Below are 14434 nucleotides of genomic sequence, written 5' to 3' on the forward strand. Positions count from 1 at the left end.
TGCAGCCTAATTAACCGATCAGGGACCCTTTGAGGGTGCGTTTGAGATCGACGCGGATGTTCTCCGCCTCTTCCAGGGTGGCATCCATGTTCTCGTGCGTGGGGTAACGCATGAAGATCTGGCCGTCCGGGCTGACCAGAAAGACATCGCCCACCGGCTGGCTTTCGGCCGGTGCATACACCGGCGCTAGCGCTTGCCGTACGGTGTCCGGGGAGGCATGCACAGAGATCATGCCTTCCACATTGTCATTCATAAATTGGCTCAGGCTTTCCTGCGCTGGTGCGGTGTGCAGGATAACCCGGCGAACCCGGTCAATATCCTCACCCAGCGTCAGCCTGACCTGACGAACCTGATAATAGAGCGCGTTCTTGCAGCGGGTATCACAATTCGCGTCTGCGACGTAAAGGATGGTCCACAGACCGGTCATGTCATCGCCGGTGTAGTCGTTGCCCTGGTCATCACGCACTTGCAGGTCGGCGATATCGATATGGGGAATTAGCAGCTGACCTTTGTTGGTCCTTGGCATCTCGCGCAAGTCGATCAAGTAGCGGCCCGCAAGGGCAAACAGGATAAAGGGGCTGATGATGGCAACCAGGGTAACGATGTTCTTCGTTTTTGGTGACATGGTCTGATCTGCTTCCCGGGTCGCGTTTAACGGCCCTGTTGCTGAGTGAGGCGCTTGCGTTGTGCCCGGCTGGCGGCAAACAGGAAAATCACCAGCGCCGCGATGGCCAGGCAGAGCCACTGCAAGGCATACGCCTTGTGCCGTTCGGGGCCCATCGGCGTGACGTCTTGCCAGTGGCGGGGCAGGGGGGGCAGGCCGCCCAGCGCCAATTCCGGGGTGACCCGGATTTCAAAGGGCGCCAATTCTACCCCAAGTTTTTCGCCAATGGCGCCAAAATCCACTTTTTGCACCCGTAATGGCCACTGATTGTCCGGCAATTCCTCCTCCTGCAGAACAAAGGGGGAGCCAGAGGTGTGGTAGACCGTACCTGTAACCACCAGGTTGCCCTCGACAGAGGGAATGTCTGGCAGAATTTGTCGGCTGGCTCCTCTGGGTAACCAGCCCCGGTTAATCAGCACCCACAGCCCGGAGTGGGTCTGCATCGGGCTTAGCAGGTGGTATCCCGCTATGCCGTTTAAGGTGCGGTTATCCAGTAATACCGGATGTGCATTATCTACCACGCCCTCAAGGCGGGCAGATCGGTGGAGAGGGCTGGCATCGTTCAACAGCGCGTCGAGGCCCGCCGGCGTCATTGCAGATCGTTCTGCCTGTTGCGCCAACCAGAGGCGTTTTTCTTCCGCCCGTTCCAGTTGCCACCAACTCAGGCGCAAGCATACCCCGACCACCATGAACAGTGACGTGAAGGCAATCAGGGTCATCCAGCGTGAACCGTTGCGATGGCTTGCCATGATCAGAGGCTCCGTAGTCAGGGCCAGTGATGTCGCTGACTACACCATATTTAGTGGGCAGCACCGCGACCGGTCAGTACAATGGCGGCACATTCTACATAGGACGACACAGGAGTACAGGTGTGTCGTTCCCCAAGGAGCAAGTCATTCCATGTGGTGGGTAAAGCTGATTGTAATCGTACTGCTGCTGGCGGCGGTGTTTTCCCTGGGACGAGCCCTGATGGGGCTGGTGCAGGGTGACAGCAAATCCGGCAAGACCATGCGTGCGTTGGCGTGGCGGGTGGGATTTTCGGTGGTGATTTTCCTGTTTATCCTGCTGAGCATGGTGATGGGCTGGATTGCACCACACGATGTTAATCCGACGCTTCGCTATGGGCAGCCTATCGAGTCGTCTGCTGCGCCGTCGCCAACCTCTCCTGTTGGCCAGGCTCCTGGCGAGCAACCGTAAAAGCCCCGTAAAAAGCGGATTTGGCTGTGAACCCGCCGCGGTGAACAGGCTCAAAAACATGGAGTCCAGTAGCTGGGGAGCCCAGTCATGTTCGTGATGCGTTTGATTCTGATGGTGTTTATTCGGCTCGTGGCCCGTGCGGAGCAAGGCCCAGTGGTAGCGAACCCGGAGTCGGCAGGGACGCTGCCCGTAAAAACTTCCCGGCAAAAGAATTTTGTCTTGCCGGGGAACTTGTTGCCGTAACCGTGTTCTTATTACTTGAAAGCGATACGTTTTCTCCTCCAAGAAATATCAGGCAACCCTCGGGCGTACGAGTCAATCGGCGCCCTATTTTTTTGTCGGTGCAGGGGGGTAGGGAAAAGGGGTGATGTTTGAGGCCTTGCTGTCAGTAATCTTTCCTGTTCCTGGCGTGTTCACTTCATCAATGCGAATCACGGCATGCAGGGGAATAAAGGAACGGGTCACATCCGCGAACAGGCTTTGCAGTTTTTCCTGGGCGGGGTCCACAACGACGCCTGAACGCTCCCCGAACATGAACGCTTCCACTTCGATAAAGCCATACAGCTCACTTTGATATATCTGTGAGGCATAAACCTCCATAACTTCGCCGTTGTTATGGAATATCACCCGATACACTTGCCGCTCTTCCGACATGATCGTCTGCTCACCCGCTAATGGAAAATGGCCGCGGAGTCTAGCACAGGGAGTGACCGCGCATATGCCTGAAATCCCTACCATTTGGCTGGACTTTAATAACCTGAATGACTACAGTTGGCGCCCATAAATGCAATGGGACATTTTGCCGCACCCATGGCAAGTCGGTGTGATCAGGGTGGCTGGGTACTAGCTCTTTGATTTCACTGACGTTTGTGCTCTGTGCGATAGCAATAAACGACCACCCCCTTGGTTGTTGCTGTCCGGAGACTGGTGTGGGGCGGGTCTCGCTGTATCAATCCTGAAACTTCGCTTTCCAGGTGCCGGTGACGGCAAAGAACAAGCGTGCCCATATAGAGGCAACGCTGGGGAAAACAGGGAGCAAACGCATGCAGTCAACTCTGTTCCACCGCGCGGCGGTCGGTCTTACGTCACTGATGATCAGTGGCATGACCTTCGCCAGCGACTGGACCGAACGTTCCAATCTTGATCTGCGACCCGGTGTCACCGCGGTCAGCCAGGAAATTCAAGACCTTCATACCACCGTTCTCTGGATCGTGACCGTTATCGGTCTGCTGGTGTTCGGCCTGATCGTGTTCTCCATGATCCGCCATCGCCGCGCCAAGAACCCCAATCCCGCCACGTTTCACGAGCATGTGCTCCTGGAAGTCCTGTGGACCGTGATTCCCTTCGTGATTCTGATCGCCATGGCCGTACCGGCCACACGCGTGCTGGTCAAACTGGATGACACAGCAGAATCCGAGCTGACGGTGAAGGTGACCGGCTACCGCTGGAAGTGGAGCTATGAGTACCTGACTTACGAAGACGACAACGATATTGGTGTGTCCTTCTTCTCCAACCTGGCGACCCCGCCGGAACAGTACAACAACCCGGTTCTCGCCGGTGGCCTGTTCCCCTATGGCACGGCCAAGGATCGGGTCGGTCAGGAAGCTCCCGAGAAGGACCACAACTATCAGCTGGAAGTAGACAATAAGCTGGTCATCCCCTCTGGTCAGAAAGTACGTTTCCTGGTGACTTCTGACGACGTGATCCACTCCTTCTGGGTGCCGGACTTCGGTGGCAAGAAAGATGCAATCCCCGGCTTCGTCAACGAAACCTGGGCATTGGTGCCGGAAGGCAAGGAAGGCACCTACTACGGTCAGTGTGCTGAATTGTGTGGCAAGAACCACGCCTTCATGCCAATTGCCGTGGAAGTGGTGACCCAGGCGGAATTCCGTGACTGGATTGCCGAAGAGAAAGAAAAAGCCGCATCCGGCCCTGACCTGACGCCGTTCTCCGGTCTTGACCAGGCCATGGAAGAAGGTGAGCAGGTTTACGCCTCTGCCTGTGCCCTGTGTCACGGTGCCAACGGTGAAGGCGGTATTGGTCTGCCGTTCGCGGGCACGGATTTCGCCACCAAGAGCGAATATCTGAACGAACATATCGATGTGCTGGTAAATGGCCGTGCTGCCATGCCCGCATTCAAGGCTCAGCTGACTCCGCGCCAGATAGCGGCGGTAGTTACCTATGAGCGTAACGCTTTCGGCAACGACACCGGCGATCTGATTCAGCCCGCCGATGTTAACGACCACGAATAAGGGAGGGGATAGCAATGTCTACTGCAGCTGCAACCCATGATGATCATCACGATCATCACCACGCCCCGACCGGCCTGAAACGCTGGCTATTCAGCACCAACCACAAAGATATCGGTACCCTGTACCTGTGGTTCAGCTTTGCCATGTTCCTGGTTGGCGGTTTCATGGCCATGGTTATTCGTGCCGAGCTTCTCGAGCCTGGCATGCAGTTCGTGGATCCGGAATTCTTCAACCAGATGACCACCGTGCACGGTCTGGTCATGGTGTTTGGTGCGGTAATGCCCGCCACGGTTGGCCTGGCCAACTGGATGATCCCGCTGATGATCGGTGCGCCGGATATGGCGCTGCCGCGGATGAACAACTGGTCCTTCTGGATCCTGCCGTTCGCCTTTGGCATCCTGATCTTCGCCGTGCTGATGAGCGCCTTTGGTGCCGGTAACCCCAGCGCGCCGAACTTCGGCTGGACTTTCTACGCGCCGCTGTCGACCAAGTACGGTCCGGCATCTACCGACCTGTTCATTCTGTCCGTTCACATGATGGGTATCTCCTCCATCATGGGTGCGATCAACGTGGTAGTAACTGTCTTCAACATGCGTGCCCCGGGCATGACCCTGATGAAGATGCCGCTGTTCGTGTGGACCTGGCTGATTACCGCCTTCCTGCTGATTGCCGTTATCCCGGTATTGGCCGGTGCGGTGACCATGATGCTGACAGACCGTCACTTCGGCACCAGCTTCTTTGATGCTGCTGGTGGTGGTGACCCGGTACTGTTCCAGCACGTGTTCTGGTTCTTCGGGCACCCTGAGGTGTACATCATGATCCTGCCGAGCTTCGGCATCGTGTCAGCGATCATTCCGGCCTTTGCCCGCAAGCCGCTGTTCGGTTACGCCTCCATGGTGTACGCGACCGCGTCCATTGCACTGCTGTCCTTCGTGGTATGGGCTCACCACATGTTCACCGTGGGCATGCCGCTGGCCGGTACCCTGTTCTTCATGTACATGACCATGCTGATCTCCGTACCCACCGGTGTGAAGGTGTTCAACTGGGTCGCCACCATGTGGCGCGGTTCCCTGACCTTTGAACTGCCGATGAAGTGGGCGATCGCGTTCGTGATCCTGTTCACCTGTGGTGGCCTCTCTGGTCTGATGCTGGCGATCACGCCGGTGGACTTCCAGTATCACGATACCTACTTCGTTGTGGCTCACTTCCACTATGTACTGGTGACCGGTGCCATCTTCTCCATCTTTGCTGCGGCCTACTACTGGTTGCCCAAGTGGTCCGGTGTGATGCCGAGCAAGCTGCTGGGTGAGCTGCATTTCTGGAACTCCCTGATTTCCGCCAACCTGCTGTTCTTCCCGATGCACTTCGTGGGTCTGGCCGGTATGCCGCGTCGCTACGCTGACTACGCGCTGCAGTTTGCGGACTACAACTTCTGGATTTCCATCGGTGGTTTCTGGTTCGGTCTGTCCCAGGTGATCTTCCTGATCGTGGCCATTCGTTGTGCCATGAAGAAGGGTGAGCCGGCCCCGGCCAAGCCTTGGGAAGGTGCAGAAGGTCTGGAATGGGAAGTGCCGTCGCCGGCGCCGTTCCACACTTTCGACACTCCGCCGGTTATCAAGTAACGGACACGGAACGAGGGCACTATGAGCGACAATCAGCCTCTCAGCGTGGAAGAACGCAACAAGCGTACGCTGAAAAAGCTGGTGATCTGGGCGGTGGCCATGTTTGGCTTTGCCTTTCTCATGGTGCCTTTTTATAACGTGATCTGTGACATCACCGGACTGAACGGAAAGACATCCAGTACGGCAGCTACGCAAGCCCCGGAAAAGGTGGTAGCTGATCGTACCGTGACAGTGGAGTTCATTACCCAGAGAGGGGATGGCATCAGCGGTGAATTCACCTCTGAGACCAAACGGGTAAAAGTCCACCCGGGTGAAATCACCCTGGTGCATTTTTACGCCACTAACCCCACAGGCTCGGACATGGTGACCCAGAGCATCCCGTCGGTAACCCCGGGGGAGGCTGCGCGGTACCTGCACAAGACCCAGTGCTTCTGCTTCGATCAGCAGACTCTGGCGGCAGGCGAGCGCAAGGACATGCCGATGATCTTCTATCTGGACCCTGAAATTCCGCGTCACATCAATCAATTCACTCTGTCGTACACGATCTTTGACGTGACAGAGCGGGTCGCCGGTAAAAACAACAGCGTGGCTGTGAACCGATAACAGCCGGTTGTAGAGGAGAATTTTGATGGCTACTGACAAGTATTACGTACCGGAAAGCAGCCCCTGGCCGCTGACTGCGTCCATCGGTCTGTGCATGACCGCGGTGGGCGGCGCACATTTCATCCAGCAAAGCACCATGGCAGATATGGCGCCGAGCTTTAGTGGCAAGCCCCTGTTCTTCCTGGGCCTGGCCTGGCTGCTGGTGGTTCTGGCCCTGTGGTGGCGCGATACCATCAAGGAATCTGTTGGTGGTCTGCACAGCAATCAGCTGGGCGGTTCCTACCGTCAGGGCATGCTGTGGTTCATCTTCTCCGAGGTGATGTTCTTTGCCGCCTTCTTTGGCGCCATGTTCTACACCCGTTGGCTGATCATCCCGTGGTTGTCCGGTGAAGGTTCCGGCGCCATGACCCACGAACTGCTGTGGCCGAACTTCCAGGCCATGTGGCCGCTGACGGAAACCCCGGACGGCACTACCACCACCCCGATGGGTGCCTGGGGCCTGCCCGCCATCAATACGGCGATCCTGTTAGTGTCCTCTGTCACCCTGACCATCGCCCACCATGCTCTGCTGGAAGGCAAGCGCGGTACCCTGATTCTGTTCCAGGCGGCCACGGTTGTCCTGGGGGTGATCTTCCTGGGCCTGCAGGCGCTGGAATACGTTCACGCCTATGACATGGGCCTGACTCTGGACGCTGGTATCTACGGCAGCCTGTTCTTCCTGCTGACCGGTTTCCACGGTGCCCACGTGACCATTGGCACCATCTTCCTGTTCATCACCCTGATCCGCGTACTCAAGGGGCATTTCAGTGAAGATAATTGCTTTGCCTGGGAAGCGGGTGCCTGGTACTGGCACTTTGTGGACGTGGTATGGCTGTTCCTGTTCGTGACGGTCTACTGGTTGTAATTTCCAGTACGACAGGCTCACGCAAAAAACCCGCTTCGGCGGGTTTTTTTGTGGGCTTTTGTTTCGCTCATTCACCATGTCCCGGCCGGGGTCGCTTCAATCTTCATACCAATACCGGCTAACTGTTTTTCGCGATTGCGTGTTCAGAACCGGTGTTCGGTCCCTCTTACTGAAACAAGAGGTCAGGTGACGGTCACCGACCAGGTTTCTGCTGGAGCGATCATGAAGAGCCCATTCTCTCTCTCTGCCCTGTTTTGCGCCGTTCTGGTGACAGGCTGTGCCAACAAGAATGTCGATGTCACACCGGTTCCTGATGACATCACGCTACCTGACTGGGTATTGAACCCGCCAAATGACGCACAGTTTGTCGGCACAGACTGCACGGCATTCAACGGCAACATGAATATCAGCAAGCAGGCTTCCTCTGCCAACGCACGGTTGGAGCTGGCCCAGCAGATTTCCGTTGCGGTGGATAGCCTGGTTGAAACCATGGCGAACCGTACTGGTACGGGCAGCGGCCGTGCCGCTGAGGGCTCCGATTTCACAGCGGTTTCTGAGCAGCTGACCGAACAAAGCCTGGATGGCGCCATCCTTGATGCGGTGGCCTTCGGCAAGATCGAAGGTGACACCCAGCTGTGCACCATGTGGGTTCTGAATGGCGATCGCAGCAGAGCGCTGTTTGACAGTCTTGTGTCTGCGCAGGGGGCAACACTGGATGCACGTGATGAGAATGTCCTCTATCAGCAATTTCTGTCTTCTCAGGCTCGCCAACGTCTGGATGCCGCCCGTAACCGGGATGGCGCGAGCCTCTGACCACGACAACGCAAGAACCAACGGGATCATCCACTGAGAGAAGGCAGGTGCAGCATGTACAAGATGGCATTGACTACCTTGGGGACGTTATTGCTCGCGCAGCAGGGGCTGGCAATGGAGGAGTTCTATACCGCGCCGGGGGCCCGGGCCATGGCAATGGGCGGGGCATTTACCGCGGTGGCCGAAGACAGCAGTACGGTCTGGTACAACCCGGGGGGGCTGGGATTTCTCTCGGGGATGGATGTCACTCTGGACTACGGCACCGTTGTGGTTGGCAGCAAAGATGTGGGATCAGCGAGCGGATCAGACATTGCCCTCTATGACACGGAAAGCGAGTTGAAGTATCTCGGTTTCAGTGGAAAGGGATTCGGTATGGCTTACTTTCGTCCCTATGACTTTCATTCCTACGGGAAGGATGACAAGGGCGATATTACCCGTATCCGCACCGAATACAGTGAGCTGAAGTTCGGTTTCGGCGTGGATCTGAATGATCATGTGGCAGTCGGTGGCAGTATCGACATGATTAGTCAGAGCACGGATTCCGATTGCGAAAGCTGTGATGAAAACGATGAAACCGGTTTTGGCTACACCCTTGGGGTGCTGGGAAAGTGGAAAATGGATGCGGCGGGAAAGACCGAGTTGCGTGCCGGGGCAACCTGGCGATCGGGTACGGATGTGGACGCGTTGCTGGGAGAGTTCGAGGATCTGCCAAACCGTCCGCAAGTCCTGAGTCTGGGATTGGCGGTGAAGCGGCCGTTTGATCTCGGTGCGGGGTGGGGGGTGTCGGCGACCGGTTCAGTGCAGTTTGATGATATCGCCTACAGCAAGGTGTTGTATCTGGGACAGGACGGCATCGAACGCTCCGACAACCGCATTGCGGTGGATCATGAGCGCATTGCCTACGGTGCGGAGTTCCAGTTCATCACACCGTCCAACCAATCTTTCTTTATTCGTGCCGGGGGGTATGACTCTGAAGCGGAAGGGGATGCGGCGCCCCTGCTTGACGGTAGCAATGACCGTTTTCGTCCTTATTCCTCGGGCGTAGAGGCGGTGACAGCAGGGCTGGGCGTGTATCTGGGGGACTGGATTGTGGATTACGCCATGGAGCAACGGACTATCCTGAAATCGGACTATGCAGCGGTTCAGGACCAGGATGAGACGTTACATAGCCTGTCGATTTCCCGAGCCTTCTGATGATTATCGCGATGGGGGCTGGCCTGCAGGGCCGCGTGGCCGTGTACCGATACCTGATTGGCTTTCTGTTGGTGTTGTTTGCCCAGTCTGGTTGGTCTGGGGCATCCGAGGCGTTGGGTTTTTATCAACGTGGCTATCAGGCTGAGTCACGCGGGGCCTTTGAGGAAGCCATTGAGTGGTATCGCAAGGCCATTGCCGAGCGTGACGGGGATGGCCGAATCACCTTTCCCGGTGAAGTCAGTTATGAGTGGTATGAGACACCCAGGGGGATGGCGCGCAGGAAAATCGAAAGTGCCTCACGATCAGAACCGTATTTCCCGGCACAAAGAATGAACGCCTTGCTGGCCAAGCAGGAAGCGGCACAAATCGCCGCCCGCTCGCAACAGCAGAAGCGGGACAAGTTCATCAACCCGCCTGCTCTGCGGGTAGCGGTCGAGCTGCTGGACGCAGGAAATGATCGCATTGTTGACGGTGGCGAAAACGGAAAACTGCTGGTGACGCTGACTAATCACGGGGGCTCTGCAGCAGATAATGTGGTGCTGACAATTCGCCGCAGTGATAGCGATTTGTCGCTGCCGTCGCAGATCCCGCTGGGCACTGTCGGTGCTGGCGACAGTGTGGTGCGAGCCATTGCGTACCAGGCGGGAAAACGTCTGTCGGGCGGTACCCTGTCGCTTCGTCTGACGGCAAAAGACAGTGATGGCTTTGAGGCACCCGAATCGGTTCTGGAGTCTGTTGCCCGTGCCTATCAACCCGCCCGGATTCTGGTTCGCTCGCCATCCATTCGCCGTGGTGAAGGTAACCTGCTGATTATCGGCTACGAGCTGGTGAATGCAGGGAGAGGCGCTGCCCGAGACGTGGACCTGACACTGAACCTGAAAAGTGATGCCATCCTGCGCGATGACGCTGACCGGCATCGTCGTATCGCGGCGATTTCCCCCGGTGAGAGCCTGCCGGTCGAATTTGGCCTTTACACCAGTCGAGCCCCCGGTGATGGGCTCGAGATCGGGTTGACGGTGCGTGAGGCACAAGCGACGTCGGAACAGGATACATCACTGGCGCTCATGGTACCTGCTGGTGCGTATTCATCTGGTGGGGAGCTGCTGGCCAACTCCCCACCCCTGGGCGCCAGTGAGATTGAAAATGTCAGTCTTGCGATACCTCAAGGGCTGCGTAGCGAATCCCTGGCGGTGGGGGTGGTAATTGGCAATGGGCGTTACCGTCATCTCGATGCGGTGCGGTTTGCTCATCAGGATGCCCGAGTGATATCGGACCATGTTGTGCAGGCAATGGGTTACCCCGAAGAGGGGGTGAAGCTCCAGCAAGACATGACTACCCGGGATTTTCGTCGCCTGTTTGGTACCCGCGAACGCGGCTTCCGTGACGGTTTGCTGTATCGCAGGGTTGAGCTAAACGCCCGGCGCAGGGAGAACCCACCGGTGTTTGTCTATTATTCCGGGCATGGGGCGCCCTCACTGGACGAGGATGGCAAGGCCTACCTGGTGCCGGTGGATACCACCTTGCGGGATCTCCCGTATGAAGGCTATGCCCTGGAGGACTTTTACGACAGCCTTGCGGCCCTGCCCAGTAATAATGTCACGGTGGTACTTGATGCCTGCTTTTCCGGCGCCAGTAACGACGGTTTGCTGCAGAAGGATATCAGCCCGGCCTTGCTCCGCAGTGCCGGAAGCATCACCCCGGCCAGCATGAGCGAGGCGTCCATCTTTACCAGTACCTCGCCCAATCAGGTCAGCTATTGGTTCAACGAAGGGCGCCACAGTCTGTTCACTTACTTCTTTCTGAAAGGCCTTCGTGGTGCTGCCGATGATGATGGCGATAACCGTATCACCAGTGGAGAGCTGCACCAGTATCTGGGTTGGAATGTGGCAGATCATATTCTCGAAACCCGTAAGCCCAGCGACCAGACACCGCAACTGGTGGGCAACAAGGACAGACTGCTGGCGGTCTATTCGGGGGAACAGCCATGAAGCCGTTCTCGTTATCCTCAATGGTCACAATGATGGTGTTTACGGCCCTGTTATTGACCAGCGGCAAGGCCGTGGCCTGGTTTGGCCAATCGACACCTGTGCGGGAAGTGGAACCCTGTGCCGGCAAGCTGAACGCATTGAGTGGCACGACCGAAGCGGCGTTCAGGATCCGGGGCTATGGAGAAGGGGAGAATTTTCAGCAAGCCAAGGTCGAGGCGCTGCGCGATATTGCCGAGCGTATTCAGGTTCGGGTGACCGGCCGGAGTGTGTCCAGCACGCACATGGCGGGTGAGGACGCCAGCGCGTCTTTTCTGTCGACCGCCACACTGGAAACCACCTTGCGCATCGACAGTGCTGTGCAGGTTTGCTCGCACCATTCAGTGAAGGGCGATCGGTGGCACGCAGTATTCGAGTTCGATAGCCGGAGTGCGGTGCAGCGATTGACCGCCACCCTGAATGAGACGTTTCACGGCCAGCCGGTGGTGCTGGACGGAAACCCGTATTTGCTGGAATCGCAGTTGGTGAATGAATTGTGGGCGGGGCTGACAGGCAAGGGTGAAGAAGACGCCATGACGGTGTGGGTCGCCCTCAAACGGTTGCATGGCGGCTGGTATCTGTCTGCCGGAGAACACCAGGTTCGTCTTGCCCCGCAGGATATTCTTCGGGCGATTCATTTTACCGGCAGCCAGACACTGCTGTTGTCGCTGATCAAAAAGACCGGGGCCAGTGCCAGTGTCGACCAGCTGCTGGAAGGGGATGCCTTTGCACTGCGGGTAGACACTACCCAAAGCGGTTATCTGTCCCTGTTCAATCTTTATGCGGACGGCCGGGTGTCGGTCTTGTCTGCCAATGGGTTGGTGACGGCAAACAAGGCAGAGGTCGTTCCGCAAGAGGAGCTGACCTTTGAAGCGGCCCTGGCCGAAACAGGCAAAGCGACGCGGGATCTCTATCTGGCGGTGCTATCGGACGAGCCGCTTCCTCCTTCAACCCTACATCAATTGCGTTTGGGGCAGGGGCTGGTCGAAGGGGAAGACAGTTACCAGTTGCCCATTCTGCTGGCGCTGTTGAAGCAGGTTAACCCCAGGGTGGCGTCCACGATGGTAACAACCTTGCCAAAGATGGGGGCGGTACGGTGAAAGCATGGTTGGGGATGTTACTGCTTGTGGGCCTGATCGATGCCAGTGTGGCATCAAGCGCTGGGGGCGACAGTTTTTCGCAATGGAAAGCTGCCCAACAGCGGGCCTTTCAGGATCAAATGACGCGACGGCAACAGCTGTTTCGCAACATGCTTTCCGAAGACTGGACGGCCGTTACGGCCGAACCGGGACAGGTGCGCGACCCGTTGCCCAAACCGTTTAGGCCTCCGGTGAAAGACGGTGGGCAGAAGCCTCCGGCGGTGCCTCTCGCGGACGACATGCCAGAGGTGCTCACAGATCCTGTGCCGTTATTGCCGCAGCAAGGAAAGGCGCTGGTGTTTCTTGGTCACTCTCTTCTTGCTCCTGAATGGGAATGGGCAACGGTTTCTGACTACGACTCCCCTAAAGGATTAGTGCGTGGCTACGAACGATTGACTGCCACCCGGTATCAGGACACCGTCCGTTGGTTGCGTGAGCAGCGCCAGGGGTTGGCTTTAGGGGACTGGGGGCTGTGGAAATTGGTGCAGGCCGTCAGTGAGAGCGGGCACAGTACCGATGGGATGCAGGCAACCGTGCGGCAATGGTTCTTGTTGTCTGAGCTGGGTTGGGATGTGCGCCTGGGCTATAGACAGAGCAAAGTGGTGTTACTGGCCCGAACCGCCCAGCCAGTGTACGGGTTGGCCTACTACCCGGTTGACGGGCTGGCCTACTACGACCTGGCGGATGTGATTTCGGCTGGTGAGTCATTATTGATCCACGGTCAGGTCAGCGATTCACAGCCCGTGGACTTTGCGTTCTATCGCCATCCGGTCACCGTTCCCGATCTACAGGAAAGGCAGTTGCGCCATGGCGATGAGATGTTGTCCCTAGAGTTTGATCGTGAGCTGGTTCGCTATTATCAAGGGCACCCGACGGTGGATCTGGCATTCTATTTTGCCGCCCCCCTGAGTGAGCACGTGGCGCAATCATTGCGTGCTTCGTGGGCGAGGCTGGAGGGACACTATACCCGGCCGCTGGACAAGCTGAATGCGCTGATGCGGTTGGTCCAGTTCGGGCTGCCCTATGAAACGGATCAGGAGCAGTTTGGTCGGGAGTACTATCAACTGCCGGACGAGTTACTGTTCCATCCGGCGGCGGATTGTGAAGACCGATCGATCTTTCTGGTACAGGTGTTACGCCTGCTGCTCAAGGTCAACGCAGTGGGGCTGCTCTATCCAGGGCATGTTGCCGTTGCCGTCGATATGCCCGGTGAGGGTGACCGCCAGACTGTGGGGCGGAGTGCCTGGCTGGTCGCGGACCCGACCTACATTGGCGCTCTGGCAGGACAAACCATGCCGGCGTTTGCAGGGGTGATCCCCGAAGTGATTGGCGCACCGGTCGCGGGGCGGTGGTCGTCGATTACTTCCGGCGGAGCTGGCGGTTAAGCCATTGGCCAATATCCCGAATTTGCTCCAGACACACCATATGTTCCATGGGGTAGTGGTGATATTCCGGCTCAAGGCCCATGTCTTGCAGGCTTGCGACGGCGCGCCGGCCGAGCTGTTCCGGGACCACCGGGTCCATGCTGCCGTGGCTGACCATGACTGGCAGTTGGCGATTGGCTTCGCTGGGCGTGACCGGCATGGCCATATAGGTGGAGAGGGTGAGTAGCCCTGCCAAGGGGCTCGGGTGGCGTAGCGCACACTGATAAGCCACCGCGCCGCCCTGGGAAAAGCCGGCGATAACAATGCGATTGCTGGCAATGCCCCGTTCGATTTCCCGCGCGATCAGGGCGTCCACGGCGTCAGCTGAAGCGAGTACTCCGTTTTCATCCACCTTGCGGTCGATGTCCATGGCGAGAATATCGTACCAGGCGGGCATCACCATGCCGCCGTTGACGGTGACCGGGATGTTGGGAGCATGAGGGAAGAGAAACCGCACAGGCAGATCTGCAGGTAGCTGCAGCTCTGGCACGATGGGCTCGAAGTCGTGGCCACTGGCGCCCAGGCCGTGCAGCCAGATAACACTGGCCACGGCAGGCTGGGTCGGTTCGATTTCGATGCAGTTGAGTCGTGCGGTCAT

At 57.6% G+C, this 14434-nt stretch carries 14 protein-coding genes; 10 read left to right on the forward strand and 4 right to left on the reverse strand.

Annotated elements, in window-relative coordinates; all coding sequences use genetic code 11:
- Positions 1 to 10 precede the first annotated feature (10 nt).
- On the reverse strand, positions 11 to 625 hold the full coding sequence (locus tag Q672_RS33305; protein ID WP_022986886.1) for an SCO family protein: 615 nt from the start codon (positions 623 to 625) through the stop codon (positions 11 to 13).
- Positions 626 to 651: 26 nt separating this feature from the next.
- Positions 652 to 1413: an SURF1 family protein gene (locus tag Q672_RS33310; RefSeq protein WP_022986887.1), complete on the reverse strand. Its 762-nt coding sequence runs from the start codon at positions 1411 to 1413 to the stop codon at positions 652 to 654.
- 151 nt (positions 1414 to 1564) lie between these two features.
- On the opposite strand from Q672_RS33310, the gene Q672_RS33315 reads away from it, so the two are divergent.
- Positions 1565 to 1861 carry a twin transmembrane helix small protein gene (locus Q672_RS33315; RefSeq protein WP_022986888.1) on the forward strand — a complete coding sequence of 99 codons (297 nt, stop codon included), beginning with the start codon at positions 1565 to 1567 and terminating at the stop codon, positions 1859 to 1861.
- A gap of 327 nt (positions 1862 to 2188) precedes the next feature.
- On the opposite strand, the gene Q672_RS33320 is transcribed toward Q672_RS33315, so the two are convergent.
- On the reverse strand, positions 2189 to 2515 hold the full coding sequence (locus tag Q672_RS33320; protein WP_022986890.1) for a DUF1820 family protein: 327 nt from the start codon (positions 2513 to 2515) through the stop codon (positions 2189 to 2191).
- A gap of 389 nt (positions 2516 to 2904) precedes the next feature.
- On the opposite strand from Q672_RS33320, the gene coxB reads away from it, so the two are divergent.
- The 9 genes from coxB (at position 2905) to Q672_RS33365 (ending at position 13797) form a co-directional block, all read left to right on the forward strand.
- Positions 2905 to 4113: a cytochrome c oxidase subunit II gene (gene coxB / locus Q672_RS33325; RefSeq protein ID WP_022986891.1), complete on the forward strand. Its 1209-nt coding sequence runs from the start codon at positions 2905 to 2907 to the stop codon at positions 4111 to 4113.
- A 14-nt stretch (positions 4114 to 4127) separates the two neighbouring features.
- Positions 4128 to 5735, forward strand: a complete 1608-nt coding sequence (gene ctaD / locus Q672_RS33330) for a cytochrome c oxidase subunit I (protein WP_022986892.1) — start codon at positions 4128 to 4130, stop codon at positions 5733 to 5735.
- A 21-nt stretch (positions 5736 to 5756) separates the two neighbouring features.
- Positions 5757 to 6338 carry a cytochrome c oxidase assembly protein gene (locus Q672_RS33335; protein ID WP_022986893.1) on the forward strand — a complete coding sequence of 194 codons (582 nt, stop codon included), beginning with the start codon at positions 5757 to 5759 and terminating at the stop codon, positions 6336 to 6338.
- 25 nt (positions 6339 to 6363) lie between these two features.
- Complete coding sequence (locus tag Q672_RS33340; RefSeq protein ID WP_022986894.1) at positions 6364 to 7242, forward strand: cytochrome c oxidase subunit 3; 879 nt, start codon at positions 6364 to 6366, stop codon at positions 7240 to 7242.
- Between the two features lie 222 nt (positions 7243 to 7464).
- Positions 7465 to 8055, forward strand: coding sequence for a hypothetical protein (locus Q672_RS33345; protein ID WP_022986895.1), 591 nt, complete (start codon positions 7465 to 7467; stop codon positions 8053 to 8055).
- Positions 8056 to 8118: 63 nt separating this feature from the next.
- The gene (locus Q672_RS33350) at positions 8119 to 9249 is read left to right on the forward strand and encodes an OmpP1/FadL family transporter (RefSeq protein WP_152521851.1); all 1131 of its coding nucleotides are present in this window, start codon (positions 8119 to 8121) and stop codon (positions 9247 to 9249) included.
- Positions 9249 to 11237 carry a caspase family protein gene (locus Q672_RS33355; RefSeq protein ID WP_022986897.1) on the forward strand — a complete coding sequence of 663 codons (1989 nt, stop codon included), beginning with the start codon at positions 9249 to 9251 and terminating at the stop codon, positions 11235 to 11237. Before Q672_RS33350 ends, Q672_RS33355 begins: the two co-directional genes overlap by 1 nt.
- A complete protein-coding gene (locus Q672_RS33360; RefSeq protein ID WP_152521852.1) occupies positions 11234 to 12373 on the forward strand; it encodes a hypothetical protein in 1140 nt (379 codons plus the stop codon). Before Q672_RS33355 ends, Q672_RS33360 begins: the two co-directional genes overlap by 4 nt.
- Entirely contained in the window at positions 12370 to 13797 is a 1428-nt protein-coding gene (locus Q672_RS33365; RefSeq protein ID WP_152521853.1) for a hypothetical protein, read from the forward strand. Before Q672_RS33360 ends, Q672_RS33365 begins: the two co-directional genes overlap by 4 nt.
- Here Q672_RS33365 and Q672_RS33370 read toward each other — a convergent pair.
- Entirely contained in the window at positions 13772 to 14434 is a 663-nt protein-coding gene (locus Q672_RS33370) for an alpha/beta hydrolase (protein ID WP_022986900.1), read from the reverse strand. The genes Q672_RS33365 and Q672_RS33370 overlap by 26 nt on opposite strands.

The organism is Alcanivorax sp. P2S70 (assembly GCF_000475295.1).
Lineage (GTDB): Bacteria > Pseudomonadota > Gammaproteobacteria > Pseudomonadales > Alcanivoracaceae > Alcanivorax > Alcanivorax profundi.